General features: G+C 72.1%; 13 protein-coding genes and 1 pseudogene. 5 read left to right on the plus strand and 9 right to left on the minus strand.

Annotated elements, in window-relative coordinates; all coding sequences use genetic code 11:
- Positions 1 to 445, plus strand: a pseudogene (locus BIU98_RS19500) (hypothetical protein); the annotation flags it as partial.
- Positions 446 to 532: 87 nt separating this feature from the next.
- On the opposite strand, the gene BIU98_RS12625 reads toward BIU98_RS19500, so the two are convergent.
- From BIU98_RS12625 to sucC, 9 genes are all read right to left on the minus strand, one after another.
- A complete protein-coding gene (locus tag BIU98_RS12625) occupies positions 533 to 958 on the minus strand; it encodes a DUF805 domain-containing protein (protein WP_071276560.1) in 426 nt (141 codons plus the stop codon).
- A 119-nt stretch (positions 959 to 1,077) separates the two neighbouring features.
- Positions 1,078 to 2,886 carry an ABC transporter ATP-binding protein gene (locus BIU98_RS12630; protein WP_071277047.1) on the minus strand — a complete coding sequence of 603 codons (1,809 nt, stop codon included), beginning with the start codon at positions 2,884 to 2,886 and terminating at the stop codon, positions 1,078 to 1,080.
- Between the two features lie 92 nt (positions 2,887 to 2,978).
- Positions 2,979 to 4,787 (minus strand): ABC transporter ATP-binding protein, encoded by a 1,809-nt coding sequence (locus BIU98_RS12635; RefSeq protein ID WP_071276562.1) that lies wholly within the window; start codon positions 4,785 to 4,787, stop codon positions 2,979 to 2,981.
- 533 nt (positions 4,788 to 5,320) lie between these two features.
- A complete protein-coding gene (gene purH, locus BIU98_RS12640; protein WP_071276564.1) occupies positions 5,321 to 6,946 on the minus strand; it encodes a bifunctional phosphoribosylaminoimidazolecarboxamide formyltransferase/IMP cyclohydrolase in 1,626 nt (541 codons plus the stop codon).
- Positions 6,943 to 7,536: a phosphoribosylglycinamide formyltransferase gene (gene purN / locus BIU98_RS12645; protein ID WP_071277049.1), complete on the minus strand. Its 594-nt coding sequence runs from the start codon at positions 7,534 to 7,536 to the stop codon at positions 6,943 to 6,945. The genes purH and purN overlap by 4 nt, the downstream gene beginning before the upstream one ends.
- A gap of 39 nt (positions 7,537 to 7,575) precedes the next feature.
- Positions 7,576 to 9,567 (minus strand): DUF6350 family protein, encoded by a 1,992-nt coding sequence (locus tag BIU98_RS12650; RefSeq protein WP_071276566.1) that lies wholly within the window; start codon positions 9,565 to 9,567, stop codon positions 7,576 to 7,578.
- Positions 9,568 to 9,680: 113 nt separating this feature from the next.
- Positions 9,681 to 11,729 (minus strand): CshA/CshB family fibrillar adhesin-related protein, encoded by a 2,049-nt coding sequence (locus tag BIU98_RS12655; protein ID WP_139200722.1) that lies wholly within the window; start codon positions 11,727 to 11,729, stop codon positions 9,681 to 9,683.
- 110 nt (positions 11,730 to 11,839) lie between these two features.
- The gene (sucD, locus tag BIU98_RS12660; RefSeq protein WP_071276570.1) at positions 11,840 to 12,727 is read right to left on the minus strand and encodes a succinate--CoA ligase subunit alpha; all 888 of its coding nucleotides are present in this window, start codon (positions 12,725 to 12,727) and stop codon (positions 11,840 to 11,842) included.
- An 11-nt stretch (positions 12,728 to 12,738) separates the two neighbouring features.
- A complete protein-coding gene (sucC, locus tag BIU98_RS12665) occupies positions 12,739 to 13,908 on the minus strand; it encodes an ADP-forming succinate--CoA ligase subunit beta (protein ID WP_071276572.1) in 1,170 nt (389 codons plus the stop codon).
- 272 nt (positions 13,909 to 14,180) lie between these two features.
- Between sucC and BIU98_RS12670 the strand changes: the two genes are divergently transcribed.
- The 4 genes from BIU98_RS12670 (at position 14,181) to BIU98_RS12685 (ending at position 17,651) form a co-directional block, all read left to right on the plus strand.
- A complete protein-coding gene (locus BIU98_RS12670) occupies positions 14,181 to 15,806 on the plus strand; it encodes an ATP-dependent DNA helicase RecQ (RefSeq protein ID WP_071276574.1) in 1,626 nt (541 codons plus the stop codon).
- Between the two features lie 187 nt (positions 15,807 to 15,993).
- Entirely contained in the window at positions 15,994 to 16,410 is a 417-nt protein-coding gene (locus BIU98_RS12675; RefSeq protein WP_071276576.1) for an ester cyclase, read from the plus strand.
- A 37-nt stretch (positions 16,411 to 16,447) separates the two neighbouring features.
- Positions 16,448 to 16,732, plus strand: a complete 285-nt coding sequence (locus BIU98_RS19505) for a hypothetical protein (protein ID WP_071276578.1) — start codon at positions 16,448 to 16,450, stop codon at positions 16,730 to 16,732.
- Between the two features lie 28 nt (positions 16,733 to 16,760).
- A complete protein-coding gene (locus BIU98_RS12685) occupies positions 16,761 to 17,651 on the plus strand; it encodes an oxygenase MpaB family protein (protein WP_175481360.1) in 891 nt (296 codons plus the stop codon).
- Positions 17,652 to 17,657 lie beyond the last annotated feature (6 nt).

Here is a 17,657-nt window from a genome sequence, read left to right on the forward strand (position 1 = left end):
CCCCGGCGTGTCCGGCGACGCCAAGCTCGCCGACGGTGCCGTGTCGTTCCCGATCACCTCCGGCTCGGTCACCTACTGGAGCCCGGACGGCAACTACCGCCCCTACGTCCAGGGCCTGCTGAACCACGACGACTCCGGCCTGACCCTCAAGGCCGGCGACACCACCGTGACGCTGGAGAACTTCGTCGTGAACCCCGGCTCCTCCAAGCTCTACGGCGACGTCCTCGTCAACGGTGAGGTCGCAGCCCCGAACGCGTACCTGTTCTCCCTCCACGGCGGCTCGCTCAAGCCCCTCCAGCTCGAGGGCGACAACGCGATCCTGACCGGCACCACCGTCCACGTCTCCGCCGACGCCGCGAAGCTGCTCAACAGCACCTTCAAGACCGACGCCGTCAAGGCCGGCCTCCTCGTCGGGACCGCCACCATCACCGCCCAGATCAAGTAACACCCCCGCGGGTTCAACCCGCACGCAGCACCACACACGAGAACGCCGCCCCGATCACGGGGGCGGCGTTCTTGCGTTGCACGGGCGTCAGGCGTCGAAGCGGGTGCCCTTCGGGTTCGACGGCAGCAGGCACATCACGAACAGCACGATCGACCCGATGCCGGGCACCACGTGCAGGAACTGCCAGAAGCCCGAGCGGTTCGTGTCGTGCAGCCGGCGGGCACCGAGCGCGAGGGACCCGACCAGCGTCACCACGACCCACAGCACGAACAGGTAGGACCCGACCGGGTTCTCAAGGAGCGGGCTGTCCGGGGTGAACGCCTGCGGCACGAGCTGCAGCACCAGGCCGATCCCCAGCGACGTGATCCACCACCACCAGAACTCCGAGCGGGATGCCCGTCCGGTGAACACGGTGTACTTCCGCCAGAAGCGTCGGAGCGCCTCGGTGAAGGGTGCGCCGATGAACGGGTCCCGGAGGGCCACACCGCCGGGCTGCGGGCTGTCGTCACTCATGGGCACAACTCAACCACGCGCGGAGGCGGGCTTCGCGCCCCCGGACGCACATCGCGCCCCGTCGAGACGGGGCGCGATGTGTGGTGCGGGGCGCGATCCTCGAGGGACCACGGGGCGACCTACACGAGCGAGTCGCGCCAGGCCGCGTGCAGCTGGGCGAAGCGCCCCGTGCCCGCGATGAGGTCGGCCGGGGTGCCGTCCTCGACGATCATGCCGTTCTCCATCACGAGCACCCGGTGGGCGATCGCGACGGTGGACAGCCGGTGCGCGATGATCACGGCGGTGCGGTCGGCGAGCAGGGTCTCGAGGCCCTCCTGCACCAGGCGCTCCGACGGGATGTCGAGCGACGCCGTCGCCTCGTCGAGGATGAGCACCTTCGGGTCCGCGATGAACGCCCGCGCGAACGAGAGCAACTGCCGCTGACCCGCAGAGACACGACCGCCGCGCTTGTTCACGTCGGTGTCGTACCCGTCGGGCAGCGCCATGATGAACTCGTGCGCGCCCACGGCCTTGGCCGAGGCCTCGATCTCGGAGCGCGACGCACCGGGCTTGCCGAGCGCGATGTTGTCCGCCACGGTGCCGGAGAACAAGTAGGCCTCCTGCGTGACCATGACGATCGCGCGGCGCATGTCCTTCGTGTCGAGGTCGCGCAGGTCCACGCCGTCGAGCTTCACTGAGCCCTGGGTCGGGTCGTAGAAGCGCGCCATGAGCTTGGCGAGCGTCGACTTGCCCGCACCCGTCGACCCGACCAGCGCGATCGTCTGCCCGGACGGGATGTGCAGGTCGAACGCCGGCAGCACGACCTTGCCCTGGTTGTAGGCGAACACGACGTCGTCGAAGTCCATCTTGCCGCGGGCATCGGCCAGCTTGGTCGGCTTCGCGGGGTCCGGCACGCTCGGCCGTTCCTCGAGCACGCCGGAGATCTTCTCCATCGCAGCCGAGGCCGACTGGTACCCGTTGTAGAACATCGCGAGCTCCTGCGCCGGGTCGAAGAAGCGCTTGGCGTACAGCGCGACCGCGAGCAGCGCACCGACCTCGAGCGTCCCGCCGACGACCCGGAAGCCGCCGACGATGACGACCGCGGCGAGCGTGGCGTTGCCGATGAGCACGAGCACCGGGTCGAAGGTCCCGAACAGGTTGAACACCTTCGTGTTCGAGACCCGGTAGTCCTCGACGAACCCGCCGTACTCGTCCCGGTTGCGGGACTCCTTGCGGAAGGCCTGCACCGCGCGGATGCCCGTCATGGTCTCGACGAAGTGCACGATGACGCGCGCCGAGGCCACCCGGGTGGCACGGAACAGCGTCTGCGAGTTCGTCTGGAACCAGCGGATCAGGAACCACAGCGGCACGAGGGACACCGCGAGCACCAGGCCCGAGGTCGGGTCGAGCACCACGAGCGCCACCGCGGTGAACGCCATGTAGAGCACGCCCTGGATGAGCTGGTTCAGGCCGGAGTCGAGCAGCTCGCGGATGGAGTCGAGGTCGCTCGTCTGGCGCGAGATGATCCGCCCGGACGTGTACGTCTCGTGGAACTCCAGCGACAGCCGCTGCGTGTGCAGGAACACCCGCTTGCGCAGGTCGAACAGGATCGCCTGGCTGATCCTGGCCGCGAGCACGGTGTACCACGCGGTCAGGACGGCACCGAGGACCGCGACGACGATGTACGTCGACACGACCGCGAACGCCGGGACCCAGTCGTTCTGGTCGAGGACCGCCGGCAGGGCGTTGTCGATGCCCCACGCGATGAGGGCAGGACCGGCGACGGTGCCCGCGGTCGAGATGACCACGACGACCCCGAGCAGGACCAGGCGCATCTTCAACGGTGCCGCGAGGGACCCGAGCAGGGCGAGGGACCGGCGCCGCAGGCGCTTGCTCTCGGCCTTGGTGAAGTCCTCGCGCTCCTCGCCGCGCACACCCAGGGTGGTGATGGATGCGGTCACCGGTGCGGAAGTCTGCGAGGCCTCAGCCGTGTCGTCAACGGCGGCCGTGCCTCCAGGCAGGTTCTGATCAGTCTGCTGGCTCATGCCATCGCCTCCTCTCGTGCGGTCGCGTCGTCGTCGTCGAGTGACGAGATGACGTAGCGGTAGTGGTCGTTCGTGGCCATCAGCTCCGAGTGGGTGCCGACGGCGGTGATGACGCCGTTCTCCATGAGCGCGACGCGGTCCGCGAGCGTCACCGTCGACGGACGGTGCGCCACGATGAGCGACGTGGTCTCGGCGAGGACCCGGCGGAGCCCGGCCTCGACCCGCGCCTCGGTGTCGACGTCGAGCGCCGACAGCGGGTCGTCGAGGACGAGCACCGACGGCCGCGCCGCGATCGCGCGGGCGAGCGCCAGGCGCTGCCGCTGCCCGCCGGAGAGGGACAGCCCCTCTTCCCCGACGCGGGTGTCGACGCCCTCGGGCAGGTCGTCCACGAAGGACGCCTGCGCGATGTCGAGCGCCTCGCGCATGAGCGCCTCTGCCTCGTCACCCGTCACGTCCGGGCGACCGAGCAGCACGTTCTGCCGCACGGTCGTCGAGAACAGGGTGGCGTCCTCGAACGCGACGCCGACGTGGCGTCGCAGTTCCTCGCGGGTCAGGTCGCGGATGTCGACGCCGTCGATCGTGACCGAACCGCCGGTGACGTCGTACAGCCGGGGCACGAGCGAGAGCAGCGTGGTCTTGCCGCAGCCGGTGAGACCGACCAGCGCCATGGTCTCGCCGGGCTCGAGCCGCAGTTCGACCCCGTTGATGAGGTCCGGGTACTGCGCCGCCGAGTCCTGGTAGCGGAAGTGCACGCCGTTGAAGGCGAGCGCCCCGTGGGGCTCAGCGATCGTCTTCGGGTGTTCGGGGTCCGTGATCGTGTTCTCGGAGTCCATGACCTCGAAGAAGCGGTCGACCGCGGTGCGCGTGTCGAACGTCATCGACAGCAGGAAGCCGATCGACTCGATCGGGAAGCGGAGCACGGTCGCGGTGGCGAAGAACGCGAACAGCTGTCCGACGGTCATCTCCCCCTGCGACGCCAGCCAGATGCCGGCGAGCAGGCAGAGCGCGAACGCGACGTCCGGCACGAGCAGCAGCCACAGCCAGATGCTCGCGACGGCCTTCGCCTTCTTGATCTCGGTGCCGCGGAGGGCCTCGGCCTGCTCGCTGAACTCCTCGAGCTTGTAGCCGCCACGACCGAACGCCTTGAGCACGCGGATGCCGTGCACCGACTGCTCGACGCTCGTCGCGAGGTCACCGACCTGGTCCTGGCTGCGGCGCGCGACGACGGAGTACCGACGTTCGAACAGCAGCCCGTTGATCCACAGCGGGATCGACGCGATCAGGAAGATCAGGCCGAGCAGCCACCCGAAGGTGAACAGCACGACGAACCCGACGACGATCGTCACGAGGTTCACGACGAGCAGCACGACGCCGAACGCCAGCCACCGGCGGATCAGGGACAGGTCGGACACGGACCGGGACAGCAGCTGCCCCGACTCCCACCGGTCGTGGAACGCGACCGGCAGGTCCTGCAGCTTGGCGTACAGCGAGTTCCGCATGCTGGTCTCGATGCGGGTGGACGGACGCATCACCAGGCGGCGGCGCGAGGCGATGAAGAAGGCCTCCAGCACACCGAGGGCGAGCACACCGAGCCCGGCGGGCCAGATCTGCGACGAGTCCTTCGACGACATCGGGCCGTCGACGAGCCACTGCAGCACGTAGGGGATGGCGAGCGCCACGAGGGAGGCACCCATCGCGGCGGCCATGCCGGCGATGATGCGGCCCTGGTAGGGCTTCACGTAGGGGTGGATCCGCGCGATCGCGCGGAAGGTGGACGGGCGCGCCGTGGTGGGCGACTTGGACATGCGTTGCGTCCTCATGCGTCAGCCGGGTACTCGGGGTCGGGCCGTCCGAGCGCCGCCCTGTCGGGGGCGTCACCGGTCCGGCACCGGCCTGGAGGCTCGGTGTGCGTTGCGTGGTCATCATCGGCCGGGCGCGTGGTCGCGCCTCCGCCGCCACCTGGGTGACGTCGGTCGGGCCGGAGGGCACCGGGGGACTCGTCGTCCCTCGGGGATCCAGCGGGTGGTTCGCGTCGTCGTGGTTGCAGCGACGCGCGGCCGTGGGAACGGCCTGACTAGACGGCGGCCGCCACTCGTCGTCGCGGCGCGGGAGTGGTCCCACGTGCGGGAGTGGTCCCCACGGTGGACGCCAGACCTGCACGGGCGGGCGTCGCCTCGGTTCGGGTCATGTCGTCCATCGTCACTCCAGTCGTCGTCATCGTCACCGTTGTGTCCGCGGTGCCACCGACCCCTGGGGGCCGTCGGCGGTGCTGTCGCGGAGCCTTACAGGATATTCAGAGGGACTCCGCAGCGCAATGGGGTGCCGCGATTTGTTCACTTCAGTGGAAGAAGTGGCGCTCCCCGGTGAAGTACATCGTGACGCCGGCAGCCGTGGCCGCGGCGATCACTTCCTCGTCGCGGACGCTGCCACCGGGCTGGGCGACCGCGCGGACCCCGGCGTCGAGCAGCACCTGCAGGCCGTCCGCGAACGGGAAGAACGCGTCCGACGCCGCGACGGACCCGGCGGCGCGGTCACCGGCCCGGTTCACGGCGAGGTGGCACGAGTCGACGCGGTTGACCTGGCCCATGCCGACACCGACGCTCGCGCCGGCGTTCGCCAGCAGGATCCCGTTCGACTTCACCGCGCGCGATGCCTTCCACGCGAAGGCCAGGTCGGCCAGGGTTGCGTCGTCGGCGGGCTCCCCCGCGACCAGGTCCCACGTCGACTGGTCGAAGGCGGTGAAGCGGTCGGCGTCCTGCACGAGGAAGCCGCCGGAGATCTGCTTGACCTCGCGCGGGGCCAGCGCGAAGTCGGCGGGCAGCGTGAGCAGGCGGATGTTCTTCTTCCGCGACAGGATCTCGAGCGCCTCGGGGTCGAAGCCCGGTGCGACGACGACCTCCGTGAAGATGTCCTTCACGGTCTCGGCCATCGCCACGGTGACGGGACGGTTGGCGGCGATGACCCCGCCGAACGCGGACAGCGGGTCGCAGGCGTGTGCGGCAGCGTGTGCGGAGGCGATCGGGTCGACCGCGTCAGCGGCCCCCACCGCGATGCCGCAGGGGTTGGCGTGCTTGATGATCGCCACCGCCGGCTCGCTGAAGTCGAACGCGGCACGGACCGCCGCGTCGGCGTCGACGTAGTTGTTGTACGACATCTCCTTGCCGTGCAGCTGCGTCGCCTGCGCGATGCCCGCGCCGCCGGCCTGCGTGTAGAGCGCAGCGGCCTGGTGGGCGTTCTCGCCGTAGCGGAGCGTCGCCGCGAGGTCCGCGCCGAACGACAGGTGCGACTCGAACGTGCCCGGGGTCTCGAGGTCGTGTCCGACCGGCTCGGCATCGACCACGTCCGACGCGAAGTACGACGCCACCGCGGTGTCGTAGGCGGCCGTGTGCGCGAAGGCCTGGGCCGCGAGGCGCTTGCGGAGCGCGAGCGAGGTGCCGCCGGCACGGACGGCCTCCACCACCTCGGCGTAGGACGACGGCGACACGACGATCGCGACGTTGGGGTGGTTCTTCGCCGACGCGCGGACCATCGCCGGACCGCCGATGTCGACGTTCTCGACGACCGTCGCGGTGTCGGCGCCGGAGGCGACCGTCTCGACGAATGGGTACAGGTTGACCACGACGAGCTCGAACGCCGCGATGCCGAGGTCGGCGAGCTGCTGCTCGTGCGACTCCAGCCGCAGGTCGGCGAGGAGCCCCGCGTGCACGGCGGGGTGCAGGGTCTTCACGCGGCCGTCGAGCGACTCCGGGAACCCGGTCACGCTCGCCACGTCGGTGACGGCGTACCCGGCGTCGCGGATCGTCTGCGCGGTGGACCCGGTCGACACGAGCTCCACGCCGCTGTCGGCGAGGGCGCCGGCGAGCTCGAGCAGGCCGGACTTGTCGCTCACGGAGATGAGGGCACGCCGCACGGCGACGACGTCCCGGTCGCGGTAGAGGCTGGGGTCGGCTGCGTGCACGCTCATGCGCTCGTGGTGCCCTTCAGGTCGGTGGTGCCGGTGGCGATGTCGCGGATGGTCTGGATGAGGAGTCGGCGTTCGACCGGCTTGATGCGGTCGTGCAGCGTCGACTCGGAGTCGCCCGGCAGCACCGGCACGCGCTCCTGCGCCAGGATCGGCCCGCTGTCGACGCCGTCGTCGACCTTGATGACGCTGGCGCCGGTCTCGGTGACCCCGGCGGCGAGGGCGTCGCGGACACCGTGCGCGCCGGGGAACTCGGGCAGGTACGCGGGGTGGGTGTTGATGATCCCGGGGCCGAACTCGGACACGACCGACGGCGGCAGCAGGCGCATCAGGCCCGAGAGCACGAGGAGGTCGGGCGACCAGGGCCGGATCTGCTCGGCGAGTGCCTGGCCCCACGCAGCGCGGGAGTCGTAGCGCGCGAACGGCACCGAGAACGTGGGGATCGAGTACTCCTCGCCGAGGCTTAGTCCGTCGGCGTCGCGGTCGGCACCGATCGCGACGACGCGGGCAGGGTAGTCGGCGTGCCGGGTCGCCTCGAGCAGGGCCCGGAGGTTCGAGCCGGTACCGGAGATCAGGACGACCAGTTCGAGCACGTCCACCAGCCTAGCGGCGGGGTGCGCCGTGCGACGCCGTCAGCGGTCGCTCTGTGGACGGCGCCACCAGGGCAGCTCGTCCTCGGGGACCTGGTCGGTCTGGTCCCAGCGCTTCGGCGGGGTCGTCGACGCGGTCGGTGCCGCCGAGGTCGTCCGGGGCGCCGGGGTCGCCGGCGGCTCGTCGACGTCGTCGCGTCCGGCGACGAACTCCTCGGTGCTCCAGGGGAACGCGGGCTGCTGGTCACGGGCCCCTGCGGCCTCGGGCGACTCGGGGCGGTGTCGGTCCGGGCGGTCGTCCGGGGTCGTGTCCACGCGATCGGCATCGGCTCCGGTGACGCGGTCACGCAGGCCACCGGCACGCTCGCGCAGGTCACTCGCCCGGCTCTTCAGTCCGTCGGCGCGCTGCACGAGGCCGTCCGCCCGCTGGCGCAGCCCGCCCGCGCGCTGCTTGAGCCCGCCGGCACGGTCGCGCACACCGTCGGCTGCGCCGCGGAGCCGGTCACGCATGCCCCCGGCGCGCTCGGCCGTGTCCGCCGGCACGTCGGCGACGCCGCCGGTCCGCGCCCAGTCCGGCAGCTCGACGTGGTGGTCCGTGTCCGTGACCCTGTCCGTGTCCGTGTTCGTGTTCGTGTCTGGCTCGGCTGCGGTCGTCCGGCCCACCGGGTGGTGCGCCTCCTCGACCACGAAGCGGTGCACGTCGGTGGTGCGCCCGGCCCCGGCACGCTCGAGGGCGTCGAGGAGCGAGCCCTCCGACGGCTGGTCGACCGGCTCGTCGCTCTCGTGCCAGCGCTCCCGGGTCCAGGAGCGCTCCGGCAGCCGGACGAGGTCCTGTCCGACGGCGAGGGCGACGACCGCAGGCACGCCGACCTCGAGCGCGGCGAAGGCACCGACGACCAGCGCGTGGGGTCCGACGTCCGCGAGGCGGCCGGGCCCGAACGACCCGGACGACACCCAGGCGATCGCGCCCGTCAGCAGTCCGGCGACGATGCCAGTGGACACGCCTCCGAGTGCACGGTGCAGGGCGCTGTCGGCCGACCCGAGCGCGCGGACGAGCCGCGATCGCATGAGGCCGCCGGCCGCGAAGCCCGCGAGCACCGGCACGAGGACCCAGAGCAGTCCGAAGGTGTGACCGGCCGCCGGAAGCGCGCCGAAGACGGGCAGGCCGGGGATCGGGCCGAGGGTCGTGCCGATCGGCGAGACGCTCGACCCGGTCCCGATGGCGAAGCCCGGGCCGACGAGCCACGCGGTGGCCCACCCGACGAAGTCCGGCAGGAACGCGAGCTGTCCGACGGTGAGCGCGATGCCGCCGAGGAGTCCGGCGTGCGAGCGTTCGTAGAGCGTGATGACCTCGGCGAAGGACCCGAGGAGCAGGAAGCCGACCAGGATCCCGGCGACGGCGACCACGCACGCGGTGGCGGTGGTGCCGGCGCGGAGCCCGAAGCCGGCGATCGAACGCCAGACGGCCGGCACGCGGTCGAGCTGGTCGAGCACGCGGGCGGTGACGGGATCGGGGCCGAGCCCGCGGCGCCGGCGGCAGACCTCGGCCGCGACGAGCGCCGGGATGCCGAACCACAGCGCGGGGAACACGATGGCCTGCCACACGCTCGGCCGGGTCGCGGCGGAGGTCGAGGACAGCGCCAGTCCGAGTCCGAGGAGTGCCACGGCACCGGTGCCGACGAGCACCCCGGTCACGCGGTGCTCCGTCTCGGCGAAGCGTCGGCCGGCCCGGGCACCGAGCCAGACCGTCACGACCGCGAAGCCGAGCGCTGCGAGCGTCACCGGGATCGGGGCCGAGGCACCGCTCACCCCGGAGGCCTTCGCGACCGTGGACCCGAGCACGAACGTCACGTCGACACCGTGCCCGACGAGCCACACGCTGCCCGCGGCCTTCCAGAAGACGTCCCAGTCGACCTGCAGGCCGTACTCGAAGCCCCAGAGCAGCGTGAGCGGCACCAGCGCGATGCCGACGCCCACGCCGACCGTCACGAGCGCCTCGACGGCGGCGAGCAGAGCGGTTCCCAGGCGGTTCATCGCAGCGAGGATACGTGCCCCGCGGTGCAGCTCGGCGATGCCGCGCGGCTCCTGTGGAGAGTCAGCAGCGCGAGTGCCCGGGAGTCACCGGCGCCGCCGCCGTGCGTGCCCCCTCATCGTCGGGCGCGGAGTCGTCGCGCGGACAGCAGTCCCCCGCCGGTCAGCAGGAACAGCAGGGCCGCACCTCCGGCCAGCGGGAGCCCGGACGCGCCGGTGAACGCCAGGCTGCCGTCAGGCCCACCCGCCGCTCCGCCACCAGCAGGCGGCACCGCCCCGGGCTGCGCCGTCGGGGACGGTCGAGCCGGAGACGGCGAGGCGGTCGGAGCCGGAGACGGCGAGGCGGTCGGAGTCGGAGTGCCGGCACCGGGGACCGGCACGGCAGCGGGGACGGTCACCTGAACGCTCGCCTGCACCGGGTCCGACGCACCGAACACGCCGTCGGGCGTCGCTTCGACCGCGACCTCGACCGTCCGTGGCTCGTCGACGGGCACCGCGACGACCACGGACGTGTCCTCGCCAGGAGCCAGGTCGGGCACCGGGGTCGGGGTGACTCCGGGGACGTCGACCTGGACGTCGACGAGTGGCACGTCGCCGGGGTTCGTCACGGTCACGGGGACGTCCACGGTCGTCGCTCCCGCCGCAGGCGTCGCCGGCTCCTCGGCCGCCACCGTCACGGCGGGCTGCTCGACGGAGACCTCGGCGGTCGCGGCGGCCGACGTCACGCCGGTCGTCGTGCCGGAGACGATCGCGGAAGCCGTCGCGGTGTTCCGGACCGAACCAGCGATCACGTCCGCGGCGGACACCGCGGTGGGCGTGGTGGTGCGGCAGGTGGTGCTGTCCCCGGGGGCGAGCGTGTCCGACTCACAGACGACGGCGCCGGCGGTGGGGTCGTCGACGGCGACCGACGTCAGCGGCACCTGCCCGGCGTTGGTGGCCGTGAAGGTCCAGCCGACGGCGTCATCCGCACCGAACAGCCCGTTGCCGTCCGCGTCGACGGGGACGGCCCGCTTCGTCAGCGTCAGGCCGGGGGGCAGCGCCGTGTTCGTCACCGTGCACCGCACGGCGTCGCCGACACCCACCGGGATCGCAGCACTCGTGCCGACGTCGTCGCCCTCGGGCAACGCTCCGCTCCCGCCGGTGCGCGTGCACGACCAGGACGGCGCTGCGTACCGGCTCGGGTCGGTCGTCCCCACCGGACGCTCGGAGAAGGTCAACGGGTTGCCGTCGGCGGACACGAGCACGGTCACGTCACCGGTGGTCGCGGAGCCGTCGGTGCTGCCCGTGGTCGCTGCCGTCGCCACCTGTCGCCCGGCGGCATCGGACACGGCAACGGAGAACGCGTCGCTGCCGAACCCGCCGACGAGCTGCTTCGTGACGGACACGCGGGACACGAGGACGCCGAACGCGACCCCCTCGCGGCCACCGCCGACCATGCGCTGCGTGAAGGTCGTCGGGGTGTCGGCCGCGACGATCGCCGTGCCGGTGGGGCTGTCGACCGAGCCGGTGCAGGACACCGTCGTCGTGCCGATCCCGGTGAAGCCGGCTCCGCACGCGCTGCCGAGGTCGTCCCCGCCGTCCGCCCGGGTGGTGAGCGAGGTGAACGGCGCGTCCGAGGTCCACGTGATCGACTCACCCCGTGCGGTGGACTCGGCGTCCGCTCCGACGAGGGACCACCCTTGCACCGACTGTCCGGCAGCGTCCGTCACGGCGATGTCGGCGAGCGTCGCGGTGGTCGTCGCACGGCCGGTGGTCCCGGTGCGGTCCGCCTGGTACAGCGCCGGACGGATCGTCTGGTCGACACCGGTGTAGTGGCCTCGGGTGCCGAGGTAGGCGCCACCCCAGGTCGGGAAGGCCTTGGCGGCGACCGGGTACCCGGTCACCGTCATCGTGGCGGCCAACCGGTAGCCGCCGGGCAGGTCGAGGCGCAGCGGCTGCGGGCTCCCCACGGCCGCGGGGTCGACGGACGACAGATCGAGCCAGCAGAGCGTGTCGGCGTACCTCCCGCTCCCGCTCGCCGAGTAGTCGCATCCCGGCGCTGCCGGAGCCGCGGCGGCAGGCGCGTCGGCTCCTGGTCCCAGACCGAACACCCCACCGACCACCAGACCGGCGGCAGCAAGTGCCCCGACGAACGACCATGAACGACGACGCACCCTGATCCCCATGGCGAGGACGCTACCCGGGCGGTCGCGGCGCGTCCGGCCACAGGAACGACGGGAGGCTCGGTGCCAGCTGGCACCGAGCCTCCCGGCAGTCCCCGTGGGGACGCGCGCCGCTACTTGGCGGCGACCACCTCGCGCAGCAGCGCCGCGGTCTCGGACGGCGTCTTGCCGACCTTGACGCCGGCGGCCTCGAGCGCCTGCTTCTTCGCCTCGGCGGTGCCGGCGGAACCGGACACGATCGCGCCAGCGTGGCCCATCGTCTTGCCCTCCGGCGCGGTGAAGCCCGCGACGTAGCCCACGACCGGCTTGGTGACGTGCGCCTTGATGTACTCGGCCGCACGCTCCTCGGCGTCGCCGCCGATCTCGCCGATCATGACGATGGCCTCGGTCTCGGGGTCGGCCTCGAACGCGGCGAGCGCGTCGATGTGCGTCGTCCCGACGACCGGGTCCCCGCCGATGCCGATGGCGGTCGAGAAGCCCAGGTCACGCAGCTCGTACATCATCTGGTAGGTCAGGGTGCCCGACTTCGACACGAGGCCGATCGGGCCCTTGCCGGTGATCGTCGCCGGGGTGATGCCGACGAGCGACTCCCCCGGGGTGATGATGCCGGGGCAGTTCGGCCCGATGATGCGGGTCTTCTCGCCGAGGGCCTTGGCGTGTGCCCAGAACTCGGCGGAGTCCTGCACGGGGATGCCCTCGGTGATGACGACGACGAGGGGGATCTCGGCGTCGATGGCCTCCATGACGGCGTCCTTCGCGAACGCCGGCGGGACGAAGACGACCGAGACGTCGGCACCGGTGGTGTCGATGGCCTCGCGCACCGAGCCGAAGACGGGGAGCTCGACGTCGCCGTGGGTGACGGTCGTGCCGGCCTTGCGGGCGTTCACGCCGCCGACGACCTGGGTTCCGGCCTTGAGCATCAGGGCGGTGTGCTTGGTGCCCTCGCCGCCGGTGATGCCCTGGACGATGACCTTGGAGTCCTTGGTGAGGAAGATCGACATGGTCAGTCCCTTCAGGCCGCGGCAGCGGCGAGTTCGGCGGCCTTCTCGGCCGCGTCGTCCATGGTCGCGGCGACGGTGACGAGCGGGTGCGCTGCCTCCGCCAGGATCCGTCGGCCTTCTTCCACGTTGTTGCCGTCCAGGCGGACGACGAGCGGCTTGGTGGCCGCGTCGCCGAGGATGCCCAGCGCGGCGACGATGCCGTTCGCGACGGCGTCGCAGGCGGTGATACCGCCGAAGACGTTCACGAAGACGCTCTTCACCTGGGGGTCGCCGAGGATGACGTCGAGGCCGTTGGCCATCACCTCTGCGGAGGCGCCGCCACCGATGTCGAGGAAGTTCGCGGGCTTCACGCCGCCGTGGCGCTCACCGGCGTAGGCGACGACGTCGAGCGTCGACATGACGAGCCCCGCGCCGTTGCCGATGACGCCGACCTGGCCGTCGAGCTTGACGTAGTTGAGGCCGTGGGCCTTCGCCTTGGCCTCGAGCGGGTCCTCGCTGGCGGTGTCCTCGAGGGCCTTGTGGTTCTCGTGCCGGAAGTCGGCGTTCTCGTCGAGCGAGACCTTGCCGTCGAGCGCGACGATCTGGCCGTCGCCCGTGCGGACGAGGGGGTTGACCTCGACGAGGGTGGCGTCCTCGCCGGCGAAGACGTCGTAGAGCTTCACGAACACGCTCGCGACCTGCGTGACGAGTTCGTCGGGGAAGCCGGCCTGGCGCGCGATGGCCTCGCCCGCTTCCTGGTTGATCCCCGTCAGCGGGTTGACCTCGACGCGGGCGAGCGCCTCGGGCTTCTCGACCGCGAGCTGCTCGATCTCCATGCCGCCCTCCACGCTGACGAGCGACAGGTAGGAGCGGTTCGCGCGGTCCAGCAGCACGGAGAAGTAGAACTCCTCGGCGATGTCGGCACCCTGCGCGACCATGACGCGCTGGACGGTGTGGCCCTTGATGTCGAGGCCGAGGATGGCCTGCGCGTGCTCGAAGGCCTCGTCGGGGGTCTTCGCGACCTTGACGCCGCCGGCCTTGCCGCGGCCGCCGACCTTCACCTGCGCCTTGACGACGACCACGCCGCCGATCTGCTCGGCTGCCGCCCTCGCTTCCTCGGGGGTGTCGGCGATGATGCCCTGCAGCACAGGGACGCCGTAGGACTCGAAGAGGTCCCTGGCCTGGTACTCGAAAAGATCCACGCTGTTCTTCTTCCCGCACGGTGTCGTGCGATCGGCATCGGTTTCGCAGGTCGCAGCACTCTTCGTCGAGGGTCGCTCGATGTCGAGACAACGGCCGGGACCGAGCCTAGCGGTGGCGGGTGAACGCCGGGTGCGCGGTGCTGCGGCAGCGGCGGAGGACGACCCCGGACCACCCGATGGCCACGACGCGCACCCGTGGCCGCGTCGCGCACCCGTGGCCGCGTCGCGCATCGCCGGGCTGACCGCAAGCAGCCGCTCGGCACGGTGGACCGATGCACGACGCACTCCGCTCCCAGGCCGCCGACGTCTTCGGCTGGCAGCTCCGCCCGGACCAGCAGACGGTCATCGACGCCGTCCTCGACGGGCGCGACGCCCTGGCCGTGATGCCGACCGGTTCCGGCAAGTCCGCCACCTACCAGGTGGCCGGTCTGGCGCTCGACGCGCTCGTGCTCGTCGTCTCGCCCCTCGTCGCCCTGCAGGAGGACCAGGTGGTCGGCCTCGCGGAGCACCCCGACGCGCCCCGGGCCGTCACGGTGAACGCCACGAAGCGCTCCCGCGACCTGACCGAGGCGTGGGACGCGGTCACGGCGGGCGAGGTCCGCTACGTGTTCCTCGCACCCGAGCAGCTGGCGAAGGAGGACGTGCAGGAGCGGCTCCGCGCGGTCGGGGTCGCCCTGGTCGCCGTCGACGAGGCGCACTGCGTCTCCTCGTGGGGCCACGACTTCCGCCCGGACTACCTCGGGCTCGGCGAGGCGATCGAGCGGCTCGGACGTCCGCCGGTCCTCGCGCTCACCGCGACGGGCTCCTCCCCGGTGCGGGACGACGTCGTCGCCCGCCTCGGCATGCGGGACCCGCTGGTGCTCGCCGCCGGGTTCGACCGACCGGAGCTGCGGCTCGAGGTGCGCCGCCACGAGGACGAGGACGGCAAGCGCGAGGCCGTCGTCGAGCAGGTCGCGGGGCTCGACGGCGTCGGCATCGTCTACGTCGCCACCCGCGCGGAGACCCTCGTCTACGCGGACGAGCTCGTGGAGAGCGGACGGGTCGCTCAGCCCTACCACGCTGGTCTCCGGGTGAAGGACCGCGAGCGCGTCCTCGCCGGCTTCCACGACGGGTCCATCGAGGTCGTCGTCGCCACGAGCGCGTTCGGCATGGGCATCGACAAGGCCGACGTCCGCTTCGTCGTGCACGCCGACGTGCCCGAGTCAGTCGACGCCTACTACCAGGAGGTCGGCCGCGCCGGCCGTGACGGCGACCCCGCCCTGGCGACCCTGCACTACCGCGCCGAGGACCTCGGCCTTCGCCGGTTCTTCGCCGCCGGCAGCCCCGCGCCGAAGTCGCTGCGCGCGGTGTTCGACGCGGTGCCCGTCGACGGCGCGATCGCCCGCTCGGCACTGCCGGACGCGTCCGGCACGGCCGCCCGCACCGCCGGCCGCGCCGCGAACGCCCTCATCGAGGCGGGCGTCCTGGTCGACGGCCACGACGGCATCGCCCGCGCCGACGACGCCCCGGCGAGCGCCGACGCGGCAGCCACCGCCGCCAAGGAGCGGGCGCGTGAGCGGGAGCAGATCGAGGAGTCCAGGATCGCGATGATGCGGCAGTTCGCCGAGACGAACAGCTGCCGACGCCAGTTCCTGCTCGGGTACTTCGGCGACGAGCTGCCAGAGCCCTGCGGCAACTGCGACACCTGCACGTCCGGCACGGCCGAGCAGACGCACGCGGCCGACGGCAGCCACGACGCCGAGTGGCCGCCGGACGCCGCGGTGGAGCACCCGCAGTGGGGCCACGGCACGGTGATGAGCACGGAGGACGACCGCCTGACGGTCTTCTTCGACTCGGCGGGCTACCGGACCCTCGCCCTGGCCGACGTCGAGGAACGCGGGCTGCTCGAACGCGTCTGAGCCGACGCCCACGGGGGGACGCGCGGTCGCTCCACCTGACGGCGGCGACCGCGCTCCACTCCCCCGAGCAGAGGCGAGTGTGCACGGTCATCGTGTCCGCCTGGTGACGTGCCGGTGAACGCTCGACATCCTGGGCACCCCACCAGTGACGCGGCGTACACAAGGACCCCCCACGGAAGGAGCGCGGATGAGCGCGGAACAGAACCAACAGGCACAGGAACGACTCGGCGAGATCCTGGAGGCGCGGGCGTTCGAGCGGTTCTCCGAGGTGTGGGCCGAGGACGTCGTGGACCACGACCCGGGCCCCGACCAGGCCCCCGGGCTCGAGGGCATCGTCGCGTTCTGGCAGGACTTCACGACGGCGTTCCCGGACCTGTCGCTCGAGCCAGACCCACTCGTCGTCACCGACGACTTCATCACGGCCGTCTTCACCATCCGTGGCACGCACACCGGTCCGTTCCAGGGCCACGAGGCCACCGGCAAGGCGTTCACGGTGCGCGGCATCCAGGTGTCGAAGTTCCGCGACGGCAAGATCGCCGAGCGCTGGGGTGCCACCGACGAGAAGGGCCTCGCCGAGCAGCTCGGCCTGGCCGCGCACGCCTGACCCCTCCCTGACCCCGATCCACCGAAGGAGCACCACCATGAGCGACCCCGGCATCAGCCCAGCAGACGACCAGGTACGCCGCGACGACGACATCGACCGGGAGCACGTCGGCCCGTACGAGGTCGACGAGACCGAGGAGTCCCTGGAGACCGTCACGAACGACGCCGTCGCCGGCGAGACCGTCGAGCCGCAGCCGGGTGACGGCACCGACGACGGCCCCACGGGTGGCGCGCCGCGCGAGGCCTCGGCCGACCTGTGGGAGCACGACGACGACACCGAGCGCCCCGACCTCGGGAACGACCTCGGTACGAAGCCGCTCTGACCTGCCTCCGGCACGCCATGATGGTGCCGTGAGCAGTGACCAGACTGGGCCCACGCGGGCCGGTTCCGGCGCGGCGCGGAGCTTGCGGAGCGCCGTGACGGCCGAGCCCGTGGGGGGAGGCTCGGTGCCGGACGCGCACCGAGCCTCCCGTCCGTCGCGTGGCGGGGACCGCGCCCTCGCCCACGTCCTCGCGGACAGCACGCCGGTCGTCGCCGGCGGTCGCGCGATCCTGCTGCAGATCGCGGACCCGGTGGTCGCCGCCGGCGTCCGCCGGCACTCCGACTTCGCCCGGCGGCCGCAGCAGCGGCTCGCCCACACGCTGATGTACGTCTACGCGGTGGTGCTCGGCACCCCGTCCGACGCCGCCACGGCGGCCGCGTTCGTGAACCACGCGCACGTGCCGGTGGCCGGTGCGGACGACGTCGACCGGCAGCTCTGGGTGGCGGCGACGCTCTACGACTCGGCGCTCCGGGCGCACGAGGCCTTCGGTGCCCCGGTGCCCGCCGAGCTGGCGCAGCGGATGCTCGACGCCTACGCGCCCCTCGGCATCGCGCTGCGGGTGCCCGCGGACCGATGGCCCGACTCGGTCGCCGCCTTCGAGGCCTACTGGGACCACACCCTGGCGACCCTCCGCGTGACCGACGACGCCCGCGGGGTCGTCCGCGACCTGCTGCACCCGCGGTTCGCACCGTTCTGGGTCCGCGCCGCGATGCCCCTCGTCCGGATCGTCACGGTCGGACTGCTGCCGGACGCCGTGCGCACGCAGTACGGCTTCGCGTGGGGCCCTCGCGAGGAGCGGCGCTTCCGCCGGGTCAGCGCGGGACTCCGCCGCGTGCGGGCGGTCGTGCCGGGTCCGCTCCTGCGCCTCCCGGGGCCGCTGCTGATCCGCGCGATGCGACGGATGGTCGACCGACACTGAGCAAGT

This window comes from Curtobacterium sp. MMLR14_010 (assembly GCF_001865015.1).
In the GTDB taxonomy this organism is placed as follows: Bacteria; Actinomycetota; Actinomycetes; order Actinomycetales; family Microbacteriaceae; genus Curtobacterium.